This is a genomic window from Collinsella aerofaciens ATCC 25986 (assembly GCF_964239575.1).
GTDB lineage: Bacteria > Actinomycetota > Coriobacteriia > Coriobacteriales > Coriobacteriaceae > Collinsella > Collinsella aerofaciens_BQ.
On record NZ_CAXSQQ010000027.1, the window covers coordinates 1 to 22,324 of the forward strand.

The 22,324-nt window shown below is 52.5% G+C and carries 23 protein-coding genes and 1 pseudogene; 2 read left to right on the forward strand and 22 right to left on the reverse strand.

Annotation, left to right across the window (positions count from 1 at the left end):
- Nucleotides 1–71: 71 nt before the first annotated feature.
- From ACESUZ_RS08875 to ACESUZ_RS08915, 9 genes and pseudogenes are all read right to left on the reverse strand, one after another.
- Nucleotides 72–341 carry a hypothetical protein gene (locus tag ACESUZ_RS08875; protein ID WP_373199664.1) on the reverse strand — a complete coding sequence of 90 codons (270 nt, stop codon included), beginning with the start codon at nt 339–341 and terminating at the stop codon, nt 72–74.
- Between the two features lie 154 nt (nt 342–495).
- Nucleotides 496–948, reverse strand: a complete 453-nt coding sequence (locus ACESUZ_RS08880; RefSeq protein WP_373199666.1) for a hypothetical protein — start codon at nt 946–948, stop codon at nt 496–498.
- Nucleotides 945–1,334, reverse strand: a complete 390-nt coding sequence (locus ACESUZ_RS08885; protein ID WP_316370051.1) for a helix-turn-helix transcriptional regulator — start codon at nt 1,332–1,334, stop codon at nt 945–947. The genes ACESUZ_RS08880 and ACESUZ_RS08885 overlap by 4 nt, the downstream gene beginning before the upstream one ends.
- Before the next feature lie 33 nt (nt 1,335–1,367).
- Nucleotides 1,368–1,781 carry a hypothetical protein gene (locus tag ACESUZ_RS08890; protein WP_373199669.1) on the reverse strand — a complete coding sequence of 138 codons (414 nt, stop codon included), beginning with the start codon at nt 1,779–1,781 and terminating at the stop codon, nt 1,368–1,370.
- An 897-nt stretch (nt 1,782–2,678) separates the two neighbouring features.
- A complete protein-coding gene (locus ACESUZ_RS08895) occupies nt 2,679–3,908 on the reverse strand; it encodes a restriction endonuclease (RefSeq protein WP_373199671.1) in 1,230 nt (409 codons plus the stop codon).
- 87 nt (nt 3,909–3,995) lie between these two features.
- Entirely contained in the window at nt 3,996–4,679 is a 684-nt protein-coding gene (locus tag ACESUZ_RS08900; protein ID WP_373199673.1) for a hypothetical protein, read from the reverse strand.
- A 282-nt stretch (nt 4,680–4,961) separates the two neighbouring features.
- On the reverse strand, nt 4,962–5,264 hold the full coding sequence (locus ACESUZ_RS08905) for a hypothetical protein (RefSeq protein WP_373199675.1): 303 nt from the start codon (nt 5,262–5,264) through the stop codon (nt 4,962–4,964).
- 157 nt (nt 5,265–5,421) lie between these two features.
- A complete protein-coding gene (locus tag ACESUZ_RS08910) occupies nt 5,422–6,018 on the reverse strand; it encodes a hypothetical protein (protein WP_373199677.1) in 597 nt (198 codons plus the stop codon).
- 193 nt (nt 6,019–6,211) lie between these two features.
- Nucleotides 6,212–6,553: pseudogene (locus ACESUZ_RS08915) on the reverse strand (transposase); the annotation flags it as partial.
- A 146-nt stretch (nt 6,554–6,699) separates the two neighbouring features.
- On the opposite strand from ACESUZ_RS08915, the gene ACESUZ_RS10135 reads away from it, so the two are divergent.
- On the forward strand, nt 6,700–7,230 hold the full coding sequence (locus tag ACESUZ_RS10135; RefSeq protein WP_505456179.1) for a transglutaminase domain-containing protein: 531 nt from the start codon (nt 6,700–6,702) through the stop codon (nt 7,228–7,230).
- A 57-nt stretch (nt 7,231–7,287) separates the two neighbouring features.
- Here ACESUZ_RS10135 and ACESUZ_RS08930 read toward each other — a convergent pair whose 3' ends face one another.
- The 13 genes from ACESUZ_RS08930 to ACESUZ_RS08990 all read right to left on the reverse strand — a co-directional run bounded on the left by ACESUZ_RS08930 (nt 7,288) and on the right by ACESUZ_RS08990 (nt 21,634).
- Nucleotides 7,288–8,331 (reverse strand): AbiH family protein, encoded by a 1,044-nt coding sequence (locus tag ACESUZ_RS08930; protein ID WP_373199682.1) that lies wholly within the window; start codon nt 8,329–8,331, stop codon nt 7,288–7,290.
- Between the two features lie 132 nt (nt 8,332–8,463).
- Nucleotides 8,464–9,918, reverse strand: coding sequence for a sugar nucleotide-binding protein (locus ACESUZ_RS08935; protein WP_373199684.1), 1,455 nt, complete (start codon nt 9,916–9,918; stop codon nt 8,464–8,466).
- 13 nt (nt 9,919–9,931) lie between these two features.
- Nucleotides 9,932–10,954 (reverse strand): dTDP-glucose 4,6-dehydratase, encoded by a 1,023-nt coding sequence (rfbB, locus tag ACESUZ_RS08940; protein ID WP_373199686.1) that lies wholly within the window; start codon nt 10,952–10,954, stop codon nt 9,932–9,934.
- A 24-nt stretch (nt 10,955–10,978) separates the two neighbouring features.
- A complete protein-coding gene (gene rfbA / locus ACESUZ_RS08945; RefSeq protein ID WP_373199650.1) occupies nt 10,979–11,878 on the reverse strand; it encodes a glucose-1-phosphate thymidylyltransferase RfbA in 900 nt (299 codons plus the stop codon).
- A 31-nt stretch (nt 11,879–11,909) separates the two neighbouring features.
- Nucleotides 11,910–13,319 carry an MATE family efflux transporter gene (locus tag ACESUZ_RS08950; RefSeq protein ID WP_217751012.1) on the reverse strand — a complete coding sequence of 470 codons (1,410 nt, stop codon included), beginning with the start codon at nt 13,317–13,319 and terminating at the stop codon, nt 11,910–11,912.
- Between the two features lie 33 nt (nt 13,320–13,352).
- A complete protein-coding gene (locus tag ACESUZ_RS08955) occupies nt 13,353–14,585 on the reverse strand; it encodes an O-antigen ligase family protein (protein WP_055287508.1) in 1,233 nt (410 codons plus the stop codon).
- 9 nt (nt 14,586–14,594) lie between these two features.
- Nucleotides 14,595–15,539, reverse strand: a complete 945-nt coding sequence (locus ACESUZ_RS08960; RefSeq protein ID WP_271761769.1) for a glycosyltransferase — start codon at nt 15,537–15,539, stop codon at nt 14,595–14,597.
- A gap of 17 nt (nt 15,540–15,556) precedes the next feature.
- Nucleotides 15,557–16,774: a glycosyltransferase gene (locus ACESUZ_RS08965; protein ID WP_055287512.1), complete on the reverse strand. Its 1,218-nt coding sequence runs from the start codon at nt 16,772–16,774 to the stop codon at nt 15,557–15,559.
- Nucleotides 16,767–17,972: a Coenzyme F420 hydrogenase/dehydrogenase, beta subunit C-terminal domain gene (locus ACESUZ_RS08970; protein ID WP_373199688.1), complete on the reverse strand. Its 1,206-nt coding sequence runs from the start codon at nt 17,970–17,972 to the stop codon at nt 16,767–16,769. The genes ACESUZ_RS08965 and ACESUZ_RS08970 overlap by 8 nt, the downstream gene beginning before the upstream one ends.
- Before the next feature lie 13 nt (nt 17,973–17,985).
- A complete protein-coding gene (locus ACESUZ_RS08975; protein WP_217751017.1) occupies nt 17,986–19,104 on the reverse strand; it encodes a polysaccharide pyruvyl transferase family protein in 1,119 nt (372 codons plus the stop codon).
- Nucleotides 19,104–20,213 (reverse strand): glycosyltransferase family 1 protein, encoded by a 1,110-nt coding sequence (locus tag ACESUZ_RS08980; protein ID WP_070100768.1) that lies wholly within the window; start codon nt 20,211–20,213, stop codon nt 19,104–19,106. The genes ACESUZ_RS08975 and ACESUZ_RS08980 overlap by 1 nt, the downstream gene beginning before the upstream one ends.
- The gene (locus tag ACESUZ_RS08985; RefSeq protein ID WP_373199690.1) at nt 20,214–20,963 is read right to left on the reverse strand and encodes a sugar transferase; all 750 of its coding nucleotides are present in this window, start codon (nt 20,961–20,963) and stop codon (nt 20,214–20,216) included. It lies immediately after the preceding gene.
- A gap of 80 nt (nt 20,964–21,043) precedes the next feature.
- Entirely contained in the window at nt 21,044–21,634 is a 591-nt protein-coding gene (locus tag ACESUZ_RS08990) for a hypothetical protein (RefSeq protein ID WP_373199692.1), read from the reverse strand.
- 302 nt (nt 21,635–21,936) lie between these two features.
- Between ACESUZ_RS08990 and ACESUZ_RS08995 the strand changes: the two genes are divergently transcribed.
- On the forward strand, nt 21,937–22,324 hold a 388-nt coding region (locus tag ACESUZ_RS08995; RefSeq protein ID WP_229089667.1), incomplete at its 3' end, for a helix-turn-helix domain-containing protein.

Sequence of the window (22,324 nt, forward strand, 5' to 3'; positions counted from 1 at the left end):
AACCGTGTTCCAGATTCTAGGACGCCGGGCCGACTCGCTTCGGATGGGGCTCTACACCAACTTTCTCGACACTACCCGCACGCACGAAAGACCGAGCGCAACAGCTCGATATCGCCCACGGTATCGGTATGCGGGGTAAGGTAATTGGATAGGTAGACCACGCGGTCGAACTCGTAGGCCTGATCCAGGTGTTGCAGAAGCTCTTTCCACGAGGCATGGGGTGATGACTCATCGCGGCGCGCTTCCGCGGCAGCGACGACCTGGACATGGTCCCCGGGGAACGCCTTGGCACAAAAGTCATCGTCAACATATGCGGTGTTGCCAACAACCAGCACCTCCATGGCGCACCCCTCCCCTAAAATCCACTTTAGTCATAGTCAAACATGCGTATTTTACGCTGTCAACGCGAGCTGGAAAGCCTTTAAGGCTGTTTTAAGAACTTTTTTGAGGATGTGGGAGTGGCAACTCGTCCGACCCAGGCTCATTGAGAGGCTACTATTCGCACTGAAAAGGCACATCGCAATCTGCTGACAGCTCTGCAGGGAGAATGGCAGGCAATGTAAGCGCTCCCATAGGCGAAAGTCCAGTAACAACCATCAAATAGCTCTTTGCATGGGCATATGCCATCGAAATAGCATTTGAAAGAAGGTAGTGACGCGCCTCGTCATCGGGAGAGTTCATAGGCATTTGCGCTGAAACCGAGATGGATACTGTAACGCCAGCGTGCATCTTCTCCTGTGCACCTTCATCTCTGTCAAGGAGGCTGCCAATTACGCACATCTTTAAACTTGCGCGAGCGTCATTACCGTTTTTCCAAAGGTGGACATCTTGGTAGCTAACGTCAACTTTTAATTCCATGTTATCCGAGGGCGAATCCTCGATATGGAAATCGGAGTCAACGACAAACAAATGAACGACTTGAATCGGAGCAATAAAATCCCCACTCATGCTGCCAAACCTCCGGAAATCATCTCGAGATTCACATGCGAGGACGGACGTTCGTTCCTAAAAGACCATTGCTTGCGCAGGGATTCATTGGACGAGAGAAACGGTAGCTCTTTAGAATAGTTAACGGTAACCTTAGGAACGATATTGATACCTAAAGCGAGCTCGAACCTGGCGATTGTCTTAAGCGTCATATTGGGCTGAGAATTCAACAGTTTCGAAAGCGACTGAAGGCTCACGCCCATACGCTTTGCCAACTCGCTTTTGCTTAAACCCAGATGCTTCATCTCGCGATGAACAATAAACTCGATATCTAGCGCGTGTTCATAAGCGCGTGTTTCGCTAGTTTCTGTCTCGGCGTAAAAATCAGATAAATCTACTTTATTCATTGTATTCTCCGTTTCGAAAGCCAAGTATAAAAGTCAACGCTCAGTTTCCAGAAGTTGACGTGCTATTACGGCTAATCGCTTGGCCCGCTCGATTTCTTTACTGATATTTCCTGATCCCTGATGTCCTTTAAACCAAAACAATAGAACGATTTTGTCTACGCCCTGACATATGGCATAAATCATCTCTCGATTTGTCCCGTCAAACCCTTTTAGTTCATAGAGGCCAATCTTAGATTCAATACATCTTAGCTTTGAGGTCCCACTGGCAACCTTTAACCCATAATCATAGATTTTTGAAATCTGTACGATCATTTTACGAACAGCAATTTTACGCTTAGGGTCAGACATCATCTTCTGAAATTGAGAGTTGTCGGGAGAAGTCGTCAGCTCCCAAAACGGGCGGCCCTTGGGGTCTCTATATTCGACAAGTTCATATCCTTCTGCCAAAGGCCACCCCCATCTCTAGCTACACTTAACTTATAAGTTAAGTGTAGCTATTTGAATACAAATAACAAGGTATAAGGTAAATTCCGCAGCCCCAAATCGATAAACAACCCAACCAAGCTGGTGCTCAATCCGGAAGTTTGCGGCAAAATCTAGACATGCCGACCGCACTGGATAGCGGCAACGCTTCTACATGCTGCTTCTTTACCCGAAAAAGGCGGTGTGTTCGAGGATTCCGGAATTTGCCGCATACTTCCGGCAGGAGCTTTCGGAAGTGCGGGAAAAATCCGAGATCGGCAGACCAAACCCCTGTTTTAGATTTCCTCGACCAGCACCTTAAACGCGAAAACCGCCTTTCGGCGGTTCCCGCGGACCAAGCCGGACGTACCGTCGCAAGGCCTCATCACAATTCACACTCTAAGGAAATGAACAGTCGCGGTCAATCCTCGGCAAAGAATCCGTTGCGAATTAGAGCCAAGTAAATGAGCATCAGTAAAGTTACATGCGAGCAGAAAAAACACCCGCTATTTCGCCTTTTCCCAATTGAGATGTATGTTTTGACAGGCCGAATCTTACATCCAAACAAACAGAGGGCCGACGCATCAACCCTCTTCAGGTGTCGCCCGAAGGCTTCCACCGCAATTGGTTTAAATCTAATCGATATCAATTGTTTGTTCACGGTCACGTCAACCAGTAGAAGCCGCCCATATTCGACCTTATCCAGGCAACCATCAACCCGAAACGCACCGGGCGTTCCGAGACGCGTCAACCAACGAAAGGTCACGCCATACCTAACGACGACATCGACTACCTGCTGAAGTTTGCACCCCAAGAAGCGCATACCGACGGCCTGACGGACGCCTCTATATGAACGCAGCCAAGCTCCCGACCAAGCCAACGCTACCCATTACACGCCTTAGCCAGCAGAACAAGCCTCTTAGCAGCATCATCAAAAGATCCCACAGCGTAATATCCGTCTTTATCCTTACCAATGCACCCAACAAAAGGAGAGGACAGGAACTCGAGCATTTCCCCAACCTCACTGATTGACAAGTCTTCAATTGAGGACGCGCCGTTTTTCATGAACCAGTAAATATCCCGTTTAGACATCACGCCGCCAAATTCTTTATCTTCGTTTTGAGAAAGCAACGCCCTGAGCACCAAATCGAGCAGTTTGGTCGTTCGCCTAAAGCGAGCAATAGCGGGTTCCAATAAACCAAGATCGATAGATCCCGAATACTCAAAGAGAATTTTGTAGTCTTGAGAGACGAGAGGAATCTCCTCTTGAAGCTTAAGGAGTTTTTCCAACTCGCTAATTCCAAATAAAGCGACGTCGTGTTCCTTAGCCCTATCGCAGATTCGTTTTTCAGAAAAACTTGAACCCACAACGGCGACGAACGACGCATTGTGATTACGACGATGCAGCTCAAGCGTATCAAAATCGACTTGTGAGGCAGAAACCCCGCCATTAGAGGTTGATTTAGCGTCAATTACCACGGAATAAGAAAATCTCGAAGCAGCATTTGCGACGGCTAAAACATCTGTGTCACCAGACCCACCCAACAAAGTCGTTCTAAACCCAAGGCGACTAAAACACCGTTCCACAGCTCGTTCCAGCCGATCGGGATGACCGGAATCGCGCGAAGCATCCCAAAGCTCTCCAATCAGTTTGTCGACATCGGTAGCCACGGGCTGCTCGGGTCCCGCCCCCTGCTTGCCAATGGAATCAACGGTGAAATTAAAGCCATAACCGCTCAAAAAAGAATCGCAGTGCTCAGTTGCTTGATAACTCATCTGGCTTCTCTTTTTTAGCAAGCCAGCTTTCAACAACACATTAAGACGCTTTCTTAGCGCATCATGGGAGATGTTGACGTTAAAACGTTCGAATAGAAGCAGCTGGAGTGATCTAACATCAAACGAGCTGTAACCAACAAGCGGCAAAAGCTCGAATACCCAAGAGAACGCCGCGTGAAAACAGCATGCAAAATTAACTGCAGATTTTTCAGACAGCCAAGCGTCGCCAATTGCGGTTAATTCGTACGTCGTAAGTGACGACCGCCGCACAAAGCCCAATTTTGAAAGTGCGGAAATCGCCGCCCTGGTTGAGCTTTCGGAAAGTTTATAGGACAAGTTTGAAAACTGAACGATTGCAGCCTCATCACCACCATTTTTAACGATGGAAAGAAGCTCAACTGTGGCATCAATAAAACCGGATGCTCAACCAGCGAAAAATCCAATAGAATCCGAGCGATCAGATTGTTTGGCATTTAAAGCTAGCTCGACGGCCCAATTTGAAGGATCAACCCAGTTTAAGGAGGCAGACTCCTCCAAGACGCCCTTGGGCTCCACTTCGATCTGAGAAACCCATTGGTCACCTAGAGCCGTACGCGCGTATCTGCATCCTTCGTATTCTCGATACTCAACAAGGCCAAGCTCGCGAGCCCACTTTAGACGTCGCTGAACCTCACCCTTCTTGCTCCAGCTCATTCCGTACTCGGCATTAGCCGTCAAACGCAGCTCACCCGAAGTTTTTGGCGTGCCTAGCGCATCAATCATGCCGCTAAAGAATTTGCAACGACTTGCCAAGCACGCAGCCAGATAGGAGTTATCTCCCGTGTCAATCCAACGTTCCGCTTCTGCAGAAGGAATGTATCCCTCAGGAGTCTTAACAACCAATCCGCACGGGCTCAGGGCAAGACAAGCTTCGCCAAGAGAAAGCTTGGCTGTTGAGCCCTCAATTGAAATGGCATCGTCTAGGGATTGGCCGCGCTTTAAGACATCCAGAATCGTTCTTAAAGACTCGATCATCCCCGCACTCCCAACAGGAATATTGGGAGAAGACTGGGCATGGGATGAATAATCGGAAAACTTTGGATATTCCATCGGATCGATCTGGACCATAGGGCATCTCCGATAAAGGTCGACAAATAGAACGCTATGGTCATGATATCAAGGGAAGAGCTCGCGAATCGCACGGGACCCTATACGCTACCGCGAAAGAGTTCGGCAATGTCTCGAAACGCCATTTACATTTGTCCAATTAGAGCATGGCAATCAGTGCAAACTGGGCTAATTTCCATTGGTGACAAACGCACCCCCGGTTCGTACACGAGCAAGGTATTCTTAAGTTCGGGAATAATCTCAAGGTAGCGAAGGAAACAGCTCTTCTCCAGTTCGCCAAAGTCAGAACCCAATATTGCATCCCGCATCTCTTGGATAAGCAGGATTAGCTCCGCCAGCAAATTGTCCGTTTTTGTCAAAAAAACGCATCTCTTGATCGAAATTCAACCTATGAGCAGATGAAGCGCGTGCAGGCTCATCCTTATATGCCTCAAGAGAAGTATCCAAGATGGATTTAAATTCCGCTATTCGCCTATTAAGGACATGATCGAAAGCGCGTTCGGCAACTTTGGGGAAGACAAACTCAAAGAAAGCAAGAAGAGCGGGTGCACTTGGGACTAACTCAGAAATAACTCTTTTAATCATGTGTTATCCTCATCTTACTTATTAGCGCGTATATCAAAAACAAACGAAAAACAAGACGGATGCTCCATTTCAAGTGCAAAGATACGCACACACAAGCCTGAGCTCCTGATTGAAATAACGAAGAATTAGTCAATCAAAATCTGTAGCATATTTTGCTTTAACGTTTGCGCTCCCTATGCCGAATTCGAATGCGATCAACTAAATAGTTAAAGGCTATTAAATAAACAAGCAATAGTATGAAAACAATTAATACGACCGTCCCAGAAATATCGACATCAAGAAAAGCAAGCGATCCTTCAGTTAGCGGAACGGTCAAAGACACCGTAACCCCAATAAAACACATCTTTTCGGCATCAATGCAAATAATGCCTTTGTTTTTAGATAGAAAGAAAGCCGCGGCGCAATAAATAACCAACAAAGCCATAAGCCCAGGAACCGTATCCCAGCAGAAAAGTGCAACCATAACGGGAAAAGTCCATACTGCATTACCGGCCGCGTCAGAGTCCATAAAAGTATAGCCCCTGGCCTTTAGCCCACTTTGTACCATTGCAAGCCGAAAACTCTCTCGTAATATCCATCCAGAAAGAGAAGAGAAATAGAGAACCATCAGGCGATCGACCGACCACAGTGAGCTATCCCCAAACACAAGAGTAAGCATGTGAGAAACTACAGGGAGAGCAGCCGAAGTTAAAATCGCAACCAATATATCGGCAATATCGATCGAGGCCGCTCCGTTCTGTTTTTGTTTGATCAAAGTTGGCTCCAGTTCCGCAAATGAAGTCAGGCACAACAGGCGATTAGCGTTAATTGATCCAGTTTAGAAAACAGTTAAATAGCTAGTTTTGTAGCTTTTCGATTCGTTTCCCAATTTCCTTTTCGAGCTTAAAACGTTTCTTTTGATCATCAACCGCCCGGTTCAGATAATCCTCCCAGTAGTCAATCACGTTTTTGCGCAGCCACGTGCCCGTGGCGTACATCTCGGCCACGGCGGCCACGAGGGCGCGGTCGACGCGCTGGTAGCGCTCGAGCACGTCCTCGGGGAAGAAGCTGCCGGAGCGCAGCTTGGGGATGCGCAGCGTCAGCGTGCCGACGCAGGTGGCGAGCGACCTCTCGCGGTAGCCGTTTCGGCTGTTCCCCCCGCCACCGCAGAGCTGGTCGGCCTCGGCGTCCATCACGGCGTTCACGACCTGCTCGGCGAGACGCCTGAGCAGCTCCTGCATGTCGATGGCGCCGTCGTCGAAACGGGGCATGGCGAGCATGTCCGGCGTCGGGTCTGATAAGATTTCCATAGCGGTCTTCGTCCTTTCCTAGAACCTGTTGTTGTGGTGATTTCAGATTCTAGGACGAAGGCCGTTCTTCGTTAAACGGGCGCTAGGGCGTCACCCTTACACCAACATTTTCGACGCGATCGCTCCACGACTGGACGCTCGACCAGCTGGAGTACGACCACAGCCTCAACTGGTGCTCGGCCGAAAGCGGCCTCACGCGCCACCAGGGCACCTGCGAGAGCTACCAGCGCATCTACTCCAAGCTCCTTGACGCCGCGGGCATCGCCAACGGCCGCATCACAGGCAACAGCCACACCTGGAACGCCGTAAAGATCGACGGCAAATGGTGCCAGATGGACCTAACCTGGAACGACACCAGCGACAACTGGTACGGAGACCTGGACCAGCGCCATCTGTACTTTGGCCTGACCGACGAGCTCATGGCAATCGCCCACTCCGACCACGCGGCAAACTACCAAAAGGACGACTATGCCTACCGCTCAACCGACCTGTCCAACAATTACTTTGTGCGAAATGGCAAGGCCGATGAATGGGCCGAGAAGTATGCCGACCGCATTCAGCAGCACCCAGATGCCTTTCAAAGCAGAAAGTTTTTTGAATGCGCCAACGAATGCACCATCACAGTTTGGAATGCCCGAACAGTCCTATGTTTAGAATCACCAAAGTGCGAACACTAGAGCTTTAACTAACATCCACCCGAAATCGTCGATACGAGACACAGTCGGTCCAATCAATTAAACAAGTGAATTGAAATTAAAGACCTTAGTTGACTCAACCGGGAAAAAACGATCTGATATCGATTTCTCATCTTCTGCAGCCACATTTGCAACCTCATAGAAACGTCGGACCAAATCACGACGTCGTTTCTGATAAGCCCTGGCAGCCTCCGTAGAACGATCGGGTAAACCATAGTCGAAAAAATAAAGCCTGCATGTCGAATCTGACAACCTGTCAGCCACTTGTCGCCAAATGTAACCATCGCTTTCTCCCAAGCTGCAGCCATAAATACAAATGCTATCGGCTTTAGCTATCAGCTCACTCATCTCAACGGTTTTCGTATTGCCATAAATTCCATAGTTCTTTTTTTCTTTAACCCAAAGCTCTTGAAAATCCACCTTAGAGGAATATATGGGAGATGTAATCTGATCAGAATCTGAAACGCCAAATATAATATTGGTAGCAGTGCCCCCATCATTGATTTCTCCATGAAGATGAAGAAGCGTGCCTTGATAAAAGAACTTAGGCGTAGTATTAACAATCAACTTACTAAAGGGCTGGTCTTTCCCAATCTCATCCCAAAAACGATTGACGGTATTCGTATAGTTTAAAACCAGAACGTGCACAGTCACGTCTTCAGAAGTCGACATCAAAGCGGGGAGCCCTTTTAATACGTCAACAGCAGTGAGTCTCGTATAGAAGCTGCTAATTGATGCTCGAAATTCCTGAACTGCCTCCTGAGGAAGCTCGACAGGCATACGGCTGGACTCTCTAAATACGTAATCTAAAAACTCATCTTGAATATTCTCAAACGTCTCATGAAATAATTCTTCGTCGTCTTCATAAAACGCTGATGCTCTGCCTAGAAGATTTTCCAAATCACACCAAAGTTCAGACGCTCGTTCTGGGCTGAATCCCTCAACTCTTTTTACAAGCTCATCCCTATATTTGTTCTGAACGCCATCTTTAAAATAGCGATTCTTCAAAAAAGAACGGTAATCAGTTGCGAGACCAAGGTTCCGATCAAATCCATTCCCAATGATCCAAAGAAGATTTAGCATTCAATACCGTCCGATTTAATAACAGAGATTAGTTTTACTGCGCAGTACACCATGCAATATAACGCATGAAGGGCTCTGCCATCAGCGAGCCCTTCATGCACCATCGGTTCATTCTGATAGTATAACTGGATGTTAAAGCATGGACATGTACCCCTTAAGCTCCTCCTCCCAGTCGGGCATGTGGAAGCCACTGGTCTCGAGCTTGGACAGGTCGAGCGCGGAGTGGGCCGGGCGCGGTGCGATGGGGCCCGCGGCGTTCGAATAGTAGTCGGCTGTGCTGACCGGAACGACCCTCTCCCCGTTGCCGTTGGCGGCCTCGAAGACGGCGCGGGCGATGTCCGCCCAGGACTTCACGGCGCCGGAGCCCGTGCAGTCGTAGGTTCCGTAGGGGGCGTGCGTGCCCAGCACGTGGAAGATGGCCTCGGCCATGTCGCGCGTGAAGGTCAGGCGGCCCAGCTGGTCGTCCACGACCGTGACCTGCGTGAGCCCGTCCTCCGGGTCGGCGACGCGGTCGGACAGCGCCTTCATGGTCTTGACGAAGTTGCGGCCCTCGTCGATGACCCAGCTGGAGCGCATGATGTAGTGGCGCGGGCACCCGGCCACGGCGATGTCGCCGGCGGCCTTGGTCTGGCCGTAGACGGACAGCGGGCTGGGGGGCTCGTCCTCCGTGTGCACCTCGGCGGTGCCGTCGAAGACGTAGTCGGAGGACACGTGGACGAGGGTGATGCCGTGCTCGGCGCAGGTGCGGGCGAGCAGCGCCGGCCCGGTGGCGTTGGCCTTCCAGGCGGTGGCGCGGCCCTCGGGGGTCTCCGCTTTATCCACGGCCGTGTAGGCGCCGCAGTTGATCACGGTGCCGTAGAGCGACCAGTCGTATTTCGAGTAGGCGTCCGGGTCGGACATGTCGAAGGTGTCGATGTCGCAGAAGTCGAAGTCCTTCGCCACGCCGCGCTCCTCCGCCAGCGTACGCACCGCATGGCCCAGCTGGCCGTCGCAGCCGGTGACGAGGGTGCGCTTCGGCGCCATGGGGACGACGTCCTTGAGGTACGGGTGGTTCAGGTCCGCCTCAGAGACGGTGGCCTGGTCCAGCGGGATGGGCCACTGAATGTTGAGCTCGGGGTCGGCGAGGTTCACGAAGGTGTAGGTCTTCTTCAACTCCAGCGACCAGTGGGCGTCCACCAGGTACGTGTAGGCGGTGCCGTCCTCGAGCGCCTGGAAGGAGTTGCCCACGCCGCGCGGGACGTAGATGGCCTTGGAGGGGTCCAGAACGGTCGTGAACACCTTGCCGAAGGTCTCGCTGCCCTCGCGCAGGTCCACCCATGCGCCGAAGACGCTGCCGCGCGCCACGGAGATGAACTTGTCCCAGGGCTCGGCGTGGATGCCGCGGGTGACGCCCTTCCTGTCGTTGTAGGAGATGTTGTTCTGGACGATGCGGAGGTCGGGGACGCCCAGCGCGCACATCTTGGCGCGCTGCCAGTTCTCCTTGAACCAGCCGCGCGAGTCGCCGTGGACGGCCAGTTCGACGACCTTCAGGCCCTCGATGCCGGTCTCGGTGACGGAGAGGTCCTTCTCGAATGCGATGTCTGCCATGTCTCTGCTCTCCTTACTGCCCCTGCGCGCGGTAGCGGGCCTCGGTGGCCTCCTTGGCCGGGCGCCACCAGGACTCGTTGGCCACGTACCAGTCGATGGTGGCCCTGAGGCCCTCGGCGAAGTCGGTGTGCGCCGGGCGCCAGCCGAGCTCGGTCTGCAGCTTGGTGGAGTCGATGGCGTAGCGGCGGTCGTGGCCGGGGCGGTCGGCGACCCAGTCGAAGTCCTCGGGGTCGCGTCCCATCGCCTCCAGGATCATGCGCAGGACCGTGATGTTGTTCTTCTCGCCGCCGGCGCCGATGAGGTAGGTCTCCCCCATGCGGCCCTTGGTCAGGATGTCCCAGACGGCGCTGGAGTGGTCCTCGGTGTGGATCCAGTCGCGGACGTTCTCGCCGCGGCCGTAGAGCTTGGGGCGCACGCCGTCGACGATGTTCGTGATCTGCCTGGGGATGAACTTCTCCACGTGCTGGTAGGGGCCGTAGTTGTTGGAGCAGTTGGAGATCGTGGCGCGAAGCCCGTAGGTGCGGGTCCAGGCGCGGACCAGCATGTCAGAGGAAGCCTTGGTGCTCGAGTACGGGGAGCTCGGCTTATAGGGCGTCTCCTCGGTGAACTTGGCGGGGTCGTCGAGCGCCAGGTCGCCGTAGACCTCGTCGGTGGAGACGTGGTGGTAGCGGACGCCGTGCTTGCGGACGGCCTCCAGCAGGCGGAAGGTGCCCTCGACGTTGGTGCGCAGGAAGGGCTCCGGGTCGGCGATGGAGTTGTCGTTGTGGCTCTCGGCGGCGTAGTGCACGATCGCGTCGTGACCGGGGACGATCCTATCGAGCAGCCCGGCGTCGCAGATGTCGCCGACGACGAGCTCCACGCGGTCCGACGGCAGCCCGGAGATGTTCTCGGGGTTGCCGGCGTAGGTCAGCTTGTCCAGGACGGTCACGTGGACGCCTGGGTGGTTGTTGACCACATAGTGCACGAAGTTGCTGCCGATGAAGCCGCAGCCGCCCGTGACGATGATATTCCTGGGCTCGAAGAGCTCTTCAGACATATTTCTATCTCCCATTGGATCGGATTAGTACTCGCGCGGGCTGTTGACGATCTCGCCGGCGGCGACCTTCTTCAGGTGCCGGCCGTAGACCGACTTGCCGTAGGCCTCGGCGGCCTCCTCCAGCTCGGCGGTCGTGATCCAGCCGTTCTCCCAGGCGATCTCCTCGGGGACCGAGACCGGCAGGTCCTGGGAGTGCTCCACGGCGCGGACGAACTCCGCGGCCTCGTGCAGGCTCTCCATGGTGCCGGTGTCCAGCCACGCGTAGCCGCGGCCCAGGGTCACGACGGACAGCGTCCCCTCCTCCAGGTACATCTGGTTGAGCGTGGTGATCTCCAGCTCGCCGCGGGCCGAGGGCTCGACCCCATGCGCCTTGGCGGCGACGTCGCCCGGGTAGAAGTACAGGCCGGTGACGGCGTAGGAGCTCTTGGGGCGCTCGGGCTTCTCCTCGATGGAGACGGCCCTCCCCTCGCCGTCGAACTCCACGACGCCGAAGCGCTCGGGGTCGTCCACGTGGTAGCCGAAGACCGTGGCGCGGCCCGACTCAGCGTTCTGGACGGCGCGCGTCAGGTGGCGCGACAGGCCGTTGCCGTAGAAGATGTTGTCGCCGAGCACCAGGGCACACGGCTCGCCGGCGATGAACTCCTCGCCGATGGTGAAGGCCTGCGCCAGGCCGTCCGGCGAGGGCTGCTCGGCGTAGGAGAGGTTCACGCCGTAGCGCGAGCCGTCCCCGAGCAGGCGCTCGAAGTTGGGCAGGTCGGTCGGCGTTGAGATGACCAGGATGTCCCGGATGCCCGCCAGCATGAGGGTGCTGAGCGGGTAGTAGATCATGGGCTTGTCGTAGACCGGCAGCAGCTGCTTGGAGGTCACGAGCGTGAGCGGGTACAGGCGCGTGCCGGACCCGCCGGCGAGGATGATGCCTTTCATATCCTAATCCAATCTAGATGAATGACATTTACTAATGCTTAAGCCTGCTCAAACGCGAGGCAACGTTTTTCAATTCAGAATGATTAAGTAAAAGATAGCCAATATAAACTATCGAATACAGGAGTGCCGCCACTCCACCGGGCATGAGCTCGGTAAATAAGACGAAGGCAACTGTAAGCAAAATCTCCTGAAACGGCCTGGACGAACCCGGAGCACTTAACCTTTCATTTAAATATAGTTCGGACCACAGTGACCTTCCGATAATGCAGATTACAGCGCCACACAGGACAGCATCGAGTGAATCGAGAGCGAGAACACCGAATACCGAAAAGACGGTGCTGCAAATAACGGCAACGATATTCAACTTCAGGAGCAGCTGTTCTTTACGAAGAACCTTGAAATAGGTAGTACAGCAAAGGCTCATCTTCGTATTGAAGACGCATATCGGAAGTAAGAGCGCAAAATATCTAAGACTCTCGGCATATTGAGGAAGCCACGCCCCCAAAAACCAAACCATAGGGAAATAGAACAAAAAGATTGCAGGAAAAATGAGTTCGATGGCATTTCTTATGCCAATGTAAAAACGAACTCTCTCCTCATCAGAACCTGTCCTAAGAGCAGGAAATAAGACCATGCTCGCCTGCGAGACAAAAGTGATAAAGAAATTGACAAGAGAGAGGGAGAACGAAATTTTTGCAAAGGCGACGATACCCCAAAAATGATCGATAAGAAACCTAGATACCCCGAGGATCAGTGTGTCGGCGATGTTCGCAATCATCAGCTTTACGCCGACGATGATACTGCGGATACCGTCCTTAAGCGAGTTGCCAAAAGACACTGATTTAGCACATAGGATATCCCTGCCCATCCAAGAGCAATATATGAGCGCAATAATCTTCGAAACGAGATACGCGTAGACATAGGGATGGTAGTCCGAAACCTTAAATCCAATTAAAACAAGGAGCGGAGCCAGAAACACCAGCCTGTCTAGCATTGTAGAAAACGAAAATAGCTTAGTTTCGTTCATAGCCTGAAAGACAAAGCCCAAATAACTTGTCAGGTTATAGACGACGGTGTAAAGCGCAAAAGACGCGATAACAAATACTCGATTTGCGTCATCGACAAGAGGCAGCGAAACAAAAGTGATGCCGAGGCAAATCACTGCCTGGAAACAAGCACCGAAGATATACTGGGATTTTATTGAGCTCTTATCGATTTCATCACGAGAGAGACCCCCGTTAATCAAGTAGACACCATCATTCAGGCCAAGGTGAAAAAAGCCGGAATAGGTCGTATAAAACATGAACAGCTGCCAGTATCCATAATCAGCAACACCAACGATTTTCGGCACGAGCAGCGACATGACAACACTGACCGATAGAGAAATAAACTGTGCAGCAAACGCAATCATAGTGTTGCGTGCAATAGACGAATAATTCATTCAACCTCGTTTGTTTAAACTAACATCCTTGATTTATTCAGAAATCAAGGATGGGCCTGACTCGCACAAATCTGAATACCGAGCACTCGTTCTACCCAGAACGAGTCCACAGGAAGCAAACAAGATAACCGTTGGCACCCACCAACCAAGCTCACAATAAAATATGAGCTCCGCACAGCATATACAGGAGACGGTAAATAGTACTTGATCGAGTTCGCAACCCGACCTGAACGAACCGATGCCAGCGGAAATTATCAAGAATACAAAGCTACAAATTCCAAGAAAACCATATTCATACAGCATTGCAAGGAAACCATTATCCACCGTTGAAAAACCGCTAATTTCAACCGTCGTGCCCAGCATAGTCACGCGACTACTGCCAAAACCATTTCCAGTAAGCCAAAACAGCGGCCTGCTTAAAAAGCTATGAATAATATAGGCAATGGCTCCGGAACGCTGGCTATATGAAACATCAGTTTCAAGCTCACCAAATCGAGAAGCCACAAAGTTAAACAGTCCAAACTTGTAGAGAATAAAAACGAGTAGCAATACAGCTGGAATTAAAAGGGCAATTAAATTCCATTTAGAATACTCGGGGTTCTTTAGGCGAAAGACCAGGTACACCGATGCTAAAGCAATGAGAATAATCCACGCGCTACGACTCTTTGTCAGAAGCAGAGCGACCAAAAGAACTACAGAGCATAAGAGACGTTTCATCCTGCCCGTCTCCAATTTATAGTTAATTACCACAGCAATAACTATCATTTGGCCAAATACGATTGCATGACCGAAAAAACTACGCAGTCGATACAAGGATGGATTATCAATCGTTACAGTTTGCAGAAAAGAAAAGGAACCATTTGTAACTAGTCGTTGACCTAAAACAATTTCAAGGACAAAGCTAAATAGGCAGGCGAACACCATAACGTTGCGAAGCATAAGCAATGCAGACTCAACCCAGTCATCATTCTTTGCTTTACCGTAAATATAACCAAGAAGAATGCAAAAGAAATACGAGCAGACCGTAAGGAGGGATTCGTTAATGCTTCGGGACGTAAACGCAATAGCAGAAAAGAAAACTATCGCGCCCATAACGACAATGGGAATGGCGTTATTTAAAAACACTTTGTAGAGACGCCCAGAAAGAACTTCTTTGAAAACGAGCAATCCTAGAACAGAAAAAAATAGTCCTTTAACGGGAGAAATGACACTTAAGATTGCGGCGAAAATCAAAATAGTGAATTCATTAGTAAATAGCTCAAGCATTCTAAACACCTACTTACTGTCACAGGAACTGATTAAGGCCTTAAAGTCACCAAGCAGGGAACGATTTGACAGTTCATACTTACGGTATTTTAGAATGGTGCCTAAATCACTTATTTTTAGGCCACCTACGAGCAAGTGCAAACGGGCATTTAAAACAGAACCGTAATGCTCTATATGCGCAGAAGATATACGATAATCGCCAGGATTACTACTGCAGTATTCTTCTAAAACCTTAGAAAATCTCAAGCACATCCCTATCTCAGCAACACGAGATTTCCTGTCAATATGTCGCATCTCAGTTGCATTAGAGTCATGCCTACGGAACCGAATCAAGGGCTGATTTAGAAGTCTGAGGGTCCCCTTCAGTAATGAGAAGCGCCATAACATACCGTCATGAGCAAAATCATCCTGCCAATATGGCATGATTTCCCTTATAAAACTCGATTTTACGGCATACGAACATCCAGGGCGCCGTACCGACATAAACTTGCTATCGAAAACCGGGGCCTCCAAATCGTCCAGAGGTTTGGAATCATCGACAGCACCATAGACTGTTACTTTTTTACCGCCGCTCTCATAAAACGGCTCGACGGCGCAGCTGAGAACGTCGATAGAGGGGTCCTTCTCGAGGATTGAGGACATCACAGCGATTTTATCGGGTTCCCAGATATCATCCTGGTCGCACGGGAAGACGATTCCATCGTCTATAGATGCAAGGTCGAGAAGCCGCTTAAAGCTCTTGCGCCAGCCGAAATTAGAGCGATTCTTGTTGATGGTCCAATTACCGAGTCCGTGTTCCTCGATATATTTGACAATGAGATCGAACGACCCGTCTGTCGAGCAATCATCCGCAATCAGCACTCGGTCCGGAGACACTGTCTGAAGTCTTAAGCTATCTAGCTGCTCAGTAAGATATCGCGTGCCGTTGTAAACTGACATCACAACCGTAACCATTAAAAACCTTCATCCAATTAAAGCTTAGCCATTAGCTGATCGTAAATACCGATAAGACGTTCTACATACGCGGTCTTTTCGAGGCAGCTGAAGTCCGCCTTCTCAACCGCCCCCCTGTAACGCGAGTAAACATCGGGATCGAGCATATTGACCATTGCGGCGGATAGCGACTCGGCATTGCCCGCGCTGAAGACCTCGCCGAGACCTTTCGACCTCACAAAGGAGGCAGCGTCGCCGACATCAGAGACGATGCACGGCAGACCGGCAGCGATCATGGCCTCATAGGCGACAAGCCCGAACGTCTCTCGACAAACCGAGGGCATAACGATTGCACGTGACCGCGTCATGACGGAAAGCACCTTGTCATGGGGCAGCGCGCCCATGAATTTGATATCCGGATAACTGTCCGACAGCCTCTTCAATTCGGTACCGTCACCGATGACGATAGCGTCCACACCGGCCCTACTGGCGGCTTCGCAAAATAAATCGCAGCCCTTTTCAGGGCTCAGGCGACCAACGAATAGGTAAGCCTCGCAATCTGCATCAAACCCATGCTGAAATTTGTCCGCATCGACGTAATTTAAACAGTCGAATCGCTCGGCATCCCATGTTAGATAGGGCTCAATCAACCGACGACTGGAATCTGAAACGAAGGCGACAGCCGGGCGCAGCGCTCTCAAAACATATCCCTGCACGGAAAAGCGAACGGATCGATACAGTTTTTGGATATATGAGCGCTTGTCACAGTTGTGCAGCAGGCACTTCGGAGAACCGGGGGCAATTCCGCAGTTGCAATGATTAACATAATCGTAGAGTCCACCGTTGGAACAAACGAGGAAGTACTCATGGGCTGTGATCAGGCACTTGAACCCCCGTCGCCCTATGGCCGTGAATATCGAGGGAGAAAGGGAGTGCGTCCAAGAGTGAACGTGGACGACCGTCGTCTTCGGATCGAGCTGCTTCAGTAGATCATCCAGCGCCGTTTCCGAGCGCCTGTTCCAGATACCCTGAGCAGCGCCGGAGACGCCCCCGTTCAGGACGTCGTTCTGCCCGCAATTGACACAAACAACGCCCGATTCGATTAAGGAGGGATCGGGGTCACCCAACGCTGAAAAGAAATAGCTGTTGACACCTATCCTCGCCAGAGCAGCTGCTGTTTCGATTGCGATTTTTGAAGCTCCGCCCCCGATATGGGGACGGTCGCAAATCGTTATCACTGTGGTGAAGTTACTCATGCACGGTCCTAGGTTTAATAGATCGGACAAACCGCTTTACACGCAGGCGCATCGACGGGGGGAGCAGCATTTTCAGACGGTCGAAAAGAGTCGCATTCGGCGCCAGGACGGAATCAAAGACTTGTAATCCTGTAGCCTCGAACTGCTCGATAACGGCATCGCGCCTCTCCTCAAGATCAGAGCGCTTATTAGGATCTTCATGCAGCAGCACATCATCCGGAGCAAGGCCGTTGTTAGAGTAGGCGACGTAATCGCCTATTTCATCGATCAATTTTGCCCCGCGCTCGGTCTTCACGATAACGGCCGAAACACCCTTCTCGGGATGTCCGCAGTCTTGGACAGACTCAGAACGCCAGGAATCACCGAGGATGATGTCGGCAGGACTGTCGCACCCTCTGAAAGGACAGCCGTAGCAAGACGATCTGCTGATCAGGCCTTTGATGTAGGAACCATAAAAGGGATCGAATGCAGCGGGCCTCTTTATAATCCTGCCGTCGGATAACTCGATTTTTATGTTATGGCCCCATCCGAATTTCGATTTATCTCTAAAAGTCAGTGCGGTGACATCGGACTTCTCCCGAAGCTCGAGCCAGCCAACATAGGAACGAAACATGGAAGAGCTTGGTACACCGTGGCAAACAACGCTGACGGTTGTCAGCCCATCCATCGGTTTACCCAAATAGAGACGCAGCGCGGAAACCTGACAAGGAGTACCGCTGAAGAGGACTCGCTTGCCGGATTTGAGATCGCTGAGCACTTCGGGATACGATTCGCTAGCATCGCTCTGGACATATTTGGACTTTTGCAGGAGCGCGATTTCGGCAAGCTCGGATATACCGATATGCCTGACGTGATCGACGCCATCCCAGGCGGCGCCGTAAATGCGCCCGCCGTCCGATAGTATACGTTTCGCAAGAAGGGAGAAGACGCCGCCGGACGAACTTTGCGCGAGCTCGTCCGGGTCATCGCTCTGCAAGACAGCGGCGCGAATGGCCTCCGAGTCCGCGTCGACTTGGTTTTCCGCCGGACAGGTACGCAGGCAAAGACCGCAGGAGGTGCATCTCGCTGCGTCCACCACGGGATATTCGAAACCGTCGGGCGAGGTACGCATAGTAATAGCGGAAAAAGGGCATTTGGCCGCGCAAGCTCCGCAACCAAAGCAGGCCCGGTGAGAAACTGTGTCGATGTTCTTGCTCAAGCTAACTTTCCCCCTATTGCTCAAGAGCATCCAAGAGCCATTTTTTCGAAAACGTGATGAGCGACTCCACGTCGGACAGTCGCTTCTCATAGCCCTCGATTTCCGTAGCGTTCATGTGACTGTCATAGCCATCTAGCAGACGATCCTCGGTATTCGAAAGCCTCGAGAGGCTCTCGACTCGAGAGTTTTGAGAGCGCTTGTCGGTCTCCTCAAATCTCTTGAAGCAGTAATAGTCTTTGCGGAAAATTTGAGAAAACAGCGTACCGTGCAGCGAATCGGTTAACACGAACCGCGCGCTCGCCAGATAAGCGAGCCATTCATCGGGACCAAGCCCGTAACGCGGATTGAGCTGCTCGTCGACAGCATTTTTACCTGAACCGACAAGCGTCACGACCTCGCAGCCGAGCTCTTTTGAAATCGAATCAACAGCTTTCCTGTAAAACGGCCTATTCCCAAGGAAATAGCAGACGATTTTCCCGGGCTCAGGACATTTACCGTTGATGAGCGGGGCCCAGTCCTCTTTCGACAGGAGCAGGACAGGGTCCACAACCTGTGAAGGGCGCTCGAGACCGAGGGATTCGACAAAATCCGCGCCCGCATCTTCACGAACAGACACAGAGCTGAACGTTTTAATCAGATCGGTAATGATCTTTTTCTTCCTCTGCGTGGTGCTCGTGACACCGAAACTGGGTGCATACGCGATTCTCTTATCGCTGTCGCTTAGAAAGGAGAGATAGAAATTCCTATTCAAAAGATAAGGGGACCAGATTTGATCAGATCCGCAGACGTATGCATCGTATTTTCCCCGTAAATCGACCAGTCCGTCTGTATCGACAATCCGATCAGTGGTCTCGATGTTCTGGCTCAAAAAGCGATTGAATACGTCAGCCGTCGAGGATCCGAAGTCATCATGTTCCTTCTTGCGATTGAATAGCTCGCGTGCTTTGCCAGCAAATAAATCGAAGGAGTTCCGGTTGATCGCCCAGTTCAGTAGCTTTTCTTTAACGCAGGGAAGATAGTCGGCGTCGACAACGTCATGCCCTTCTGCCTTCAAAAACTGCTGTAGGGCATAAGCCTGAAGCAACGTACCGAAATTTTGATTATGGAGCCACGTTAAAATACAAATTTTCATTAATTCACCGTTTCAAATAACTTCAGGTAGTACTCTTCGAGCTTGGGCGCTGCCCTAAAGATGTCATAAGATTCAAGCCCCAGAGATGCTTGAGGATCGGAACGATTAACGACATCTGTGCGTGTGGTAAGGATCGCATTGGACCAGCCCTCAATGCCCGCACTCAACGGAACGAAGCTGCACCGACCGGATAGCGCGACCTCGTTGGGGACCCTCTCAGAGCAGATGCACGGGAGACCGGAGACCTGGGCCTCAATCGCGACCATTCCGAGGCCCTCGTACAGACTAGGGAGAACGAATAAATCAAGCGCCTGATAGACGTCCTGTACATTGGAAATCTGACCGAGAAAACGCACCGCTGACGCAATTCCCAGCGAGCGCGCCTTTTCCTCCGCCTGCGGTCTCAACTTTCCATCGCCGCAGATAACAAGGATGGAATCAGGATTCTGAGCATAAACCGCCTTGAAAACATCAAGCAAAAACAGCTGATTCTTCTGGGGGATGAACCTACCGATATTCCCCAATACCAGTGTATCGTCCTGCGCTCCAAGCCCAGCACGTTGCTCATCCCTAATCGATCGATTGAAAGAAAAACTGCTCAAATCGATAGCATTATTAAAGACGGTAAAATGGGATGAGCCGAACAGCCATTTACCGGCATACTCAGTACAGGCCGCCAAATCAGTTGGATACCTTGTCGAAAACAGTTTCAAAAAGCCTTTAAGGGCATTTTTTGCAAACTCGCCTTTGCCGCTCGTCGAGTGGCTGTGGGCGATACGCACGGGTACCCCTGCCTTCTTCGCGGCGCGAAGCGGAAAGACGGAAAGCGCGTTGATATGGCTGTGCACTATCTTCCAGCCCTCTTGCGTAAAGAGGCTTTGAAGCTCTCGCTGATATTCAATCGCATGCTGGTAGGGCGGAATCTCAAAGATTCGACCACCAAGCGATTCGATCTCTTCACGTGGCACGAGCGTCGAATCTGAATCGACAAGAAAATCGAACTGGACTTTACTTCGGTCAATATGGCGATAATAGTTCATGACAACGGCCTCGACGCCGCCGCCAACCATCTTGCCAACAATCTGGGCTACCCTAATCGGTTCAGTCATCTAGCAAGCACCGCCACCGGTAAAGACCTCAACGACTGTGAGGAGAACAATCTTTAAATCGGTGACCACGCCGCGTTTGGCGATGTACTCCAGGTCGCGTCGGACCATGCCGTCGAAATCGGTGTCGTTGCGGTCCGTCACCTGCCACCAGCCGGTGATGCCGGGCTTCACGGCCAGGCGCTGCAGGTCGTACTCCGTGTACTCTGCCACCTCGTTGGGCAGAGGCGGACGCGGGCCGACGACGGACATCTGGCCCAGGAACACGTTGAGAAACTGCGGGAACTCGTCGATGGAGTGCTTGCGGATGAATTTGCCGATCTTGGTGACGCGCGGGTCGTCCTTCATCTTGAACATGGCCCCGGCGATCTCGTTCTGCCCCTTGAGCTCGGCGAGGCGCTCGTCGGCGTCTTTGTACATGGAGCGAAACTTCCACATGCGGAAGGTGGAAAGGCTGCCGTCACGGTGGGTCTGGCCCACGCGGATCTGGCTGTAGAACGGGTTGCCCTCGCTCTCCAGGCGGATGGCCGCGGCGAGCACCAAGCTCGGAATGGCAATGACGGCCAGCACGCAGCCGCTGAACACGATGTCGAAGGCGCGCTTGACGGCGCGGTATGCCAGGCGCGTGCGGCCCCAGTCCTTCCACGGCCTGCATGGCCTTGTACGCATCCTCGCGTCGCCGCCATTCATGGCCTGCGCAACAAGCGCTGCCCCCACCGGCGCGTTTTGCCCTGTCACTTCTTTACTAGTCAAGTTCAAATCCACGTCCCTGTCCTCAGGGATCCCCAATCGATGAATTCAAATTGCGAATGAATTTCCAGTGCGACGTCTCCTTACGTCTTACTGGGCACGTCCAGCGGAAGCAGCTCCCTAAAAGCCGAGTCGCCTTCGCCCAAGTCTACCAGGCACCAGCGCTTATGACGGTCGATCTTCTTTACACGGGCCTCTTGACCCACCAACGGGCCTTGCTCTATGTGCAGCACGCCGTCTTCTATGCGGGCTACGCTGTTGCGCACCACGCCGTCATCGTCGAGCACGCTGCGGTACCAGTCCTGCGCATCGTCCGGCATGGGCGCATAGGCCCGCTCCTTGCTACCGGCAATCCTGCAGCCAAAACTCAACTGGGCCAAAGCCTTGTCGAGCAGGGCGGCATCACGCGTGGCGACGAAGAAATATTCCTTGTACATTGGCTTGGTTTGGAGCGACCAGGCGCCGTCCCGCTTAAACCAGAACTCCTTTTGCATCACAAAAGCGTCCTGCATAAGGTTGTGTGGGATAATGCGGCGGACCTTTTCGCAGGTCTCGCGCTCTTTTCCATTGGGGGTGTGAACCAGATACCAGCGGACGCGGCCGTGCTGACTGTTGGTGGTGGCGCCGCTAAAAGCACCCGGCAGCTGCTCTTGGCGCCGTGCCGTCTGTTCCATGTTCTCGCCCCCCCCTCTTTTGGCTTTGCGATGCACGCAAATGCAGGGGCGTTTAGAACAGGCTTCTCGCTCGCAGCTAGGCGCAGTCGCAAAAGTACAGGTTTTTGTATCTTTCGACAGATGACATTATACAAGCAATTAATCAGCGTTTGCCCAGATTACGCAAAATCCTTGATTCTCATTTTCATTGCAACAGCCTCAGGACTCAGCGCAACGCGTTGCGCTGAGTCCTGAGCCGCGAATCCGGGTAGGCAACCCCAGAGGGGCCGGAATCCCCCGGCCCGCGATGGAGGGAGGCCGGCATGTCCAGACCCAAGCCGTCCGGAAGGTCGTACGGGAGGCTCACGAGGCACGAGAGGAACACGGTCGAGAGGATGCTCGACCGCAACCGCAGCGCCCGCGAGATCGCCGCGGAGCTCGGCAGGTCGCCCTCGACCGTGACCAGGGAGGTGGCGGCGCACCGCTACGTCACCGCGCCGCGCTCGCGCTACGGCGAGCCCGCGCCCGCGGACCTGTCGGGGGCCTGCCCCAGGCTCTCCGCGTGGCCGAGGTGCTGCAACGGCTGCTCGCACAGGAGGGGCTACGGCTGCTCGAGGAGGCCCAGGGTGTTCTATGGATTGGCTACACTGATGTGGACAGTTCCGGGAGGGGCGCAGGAGACGGGAGGGCCGTATATGAGGGACCCCAGGC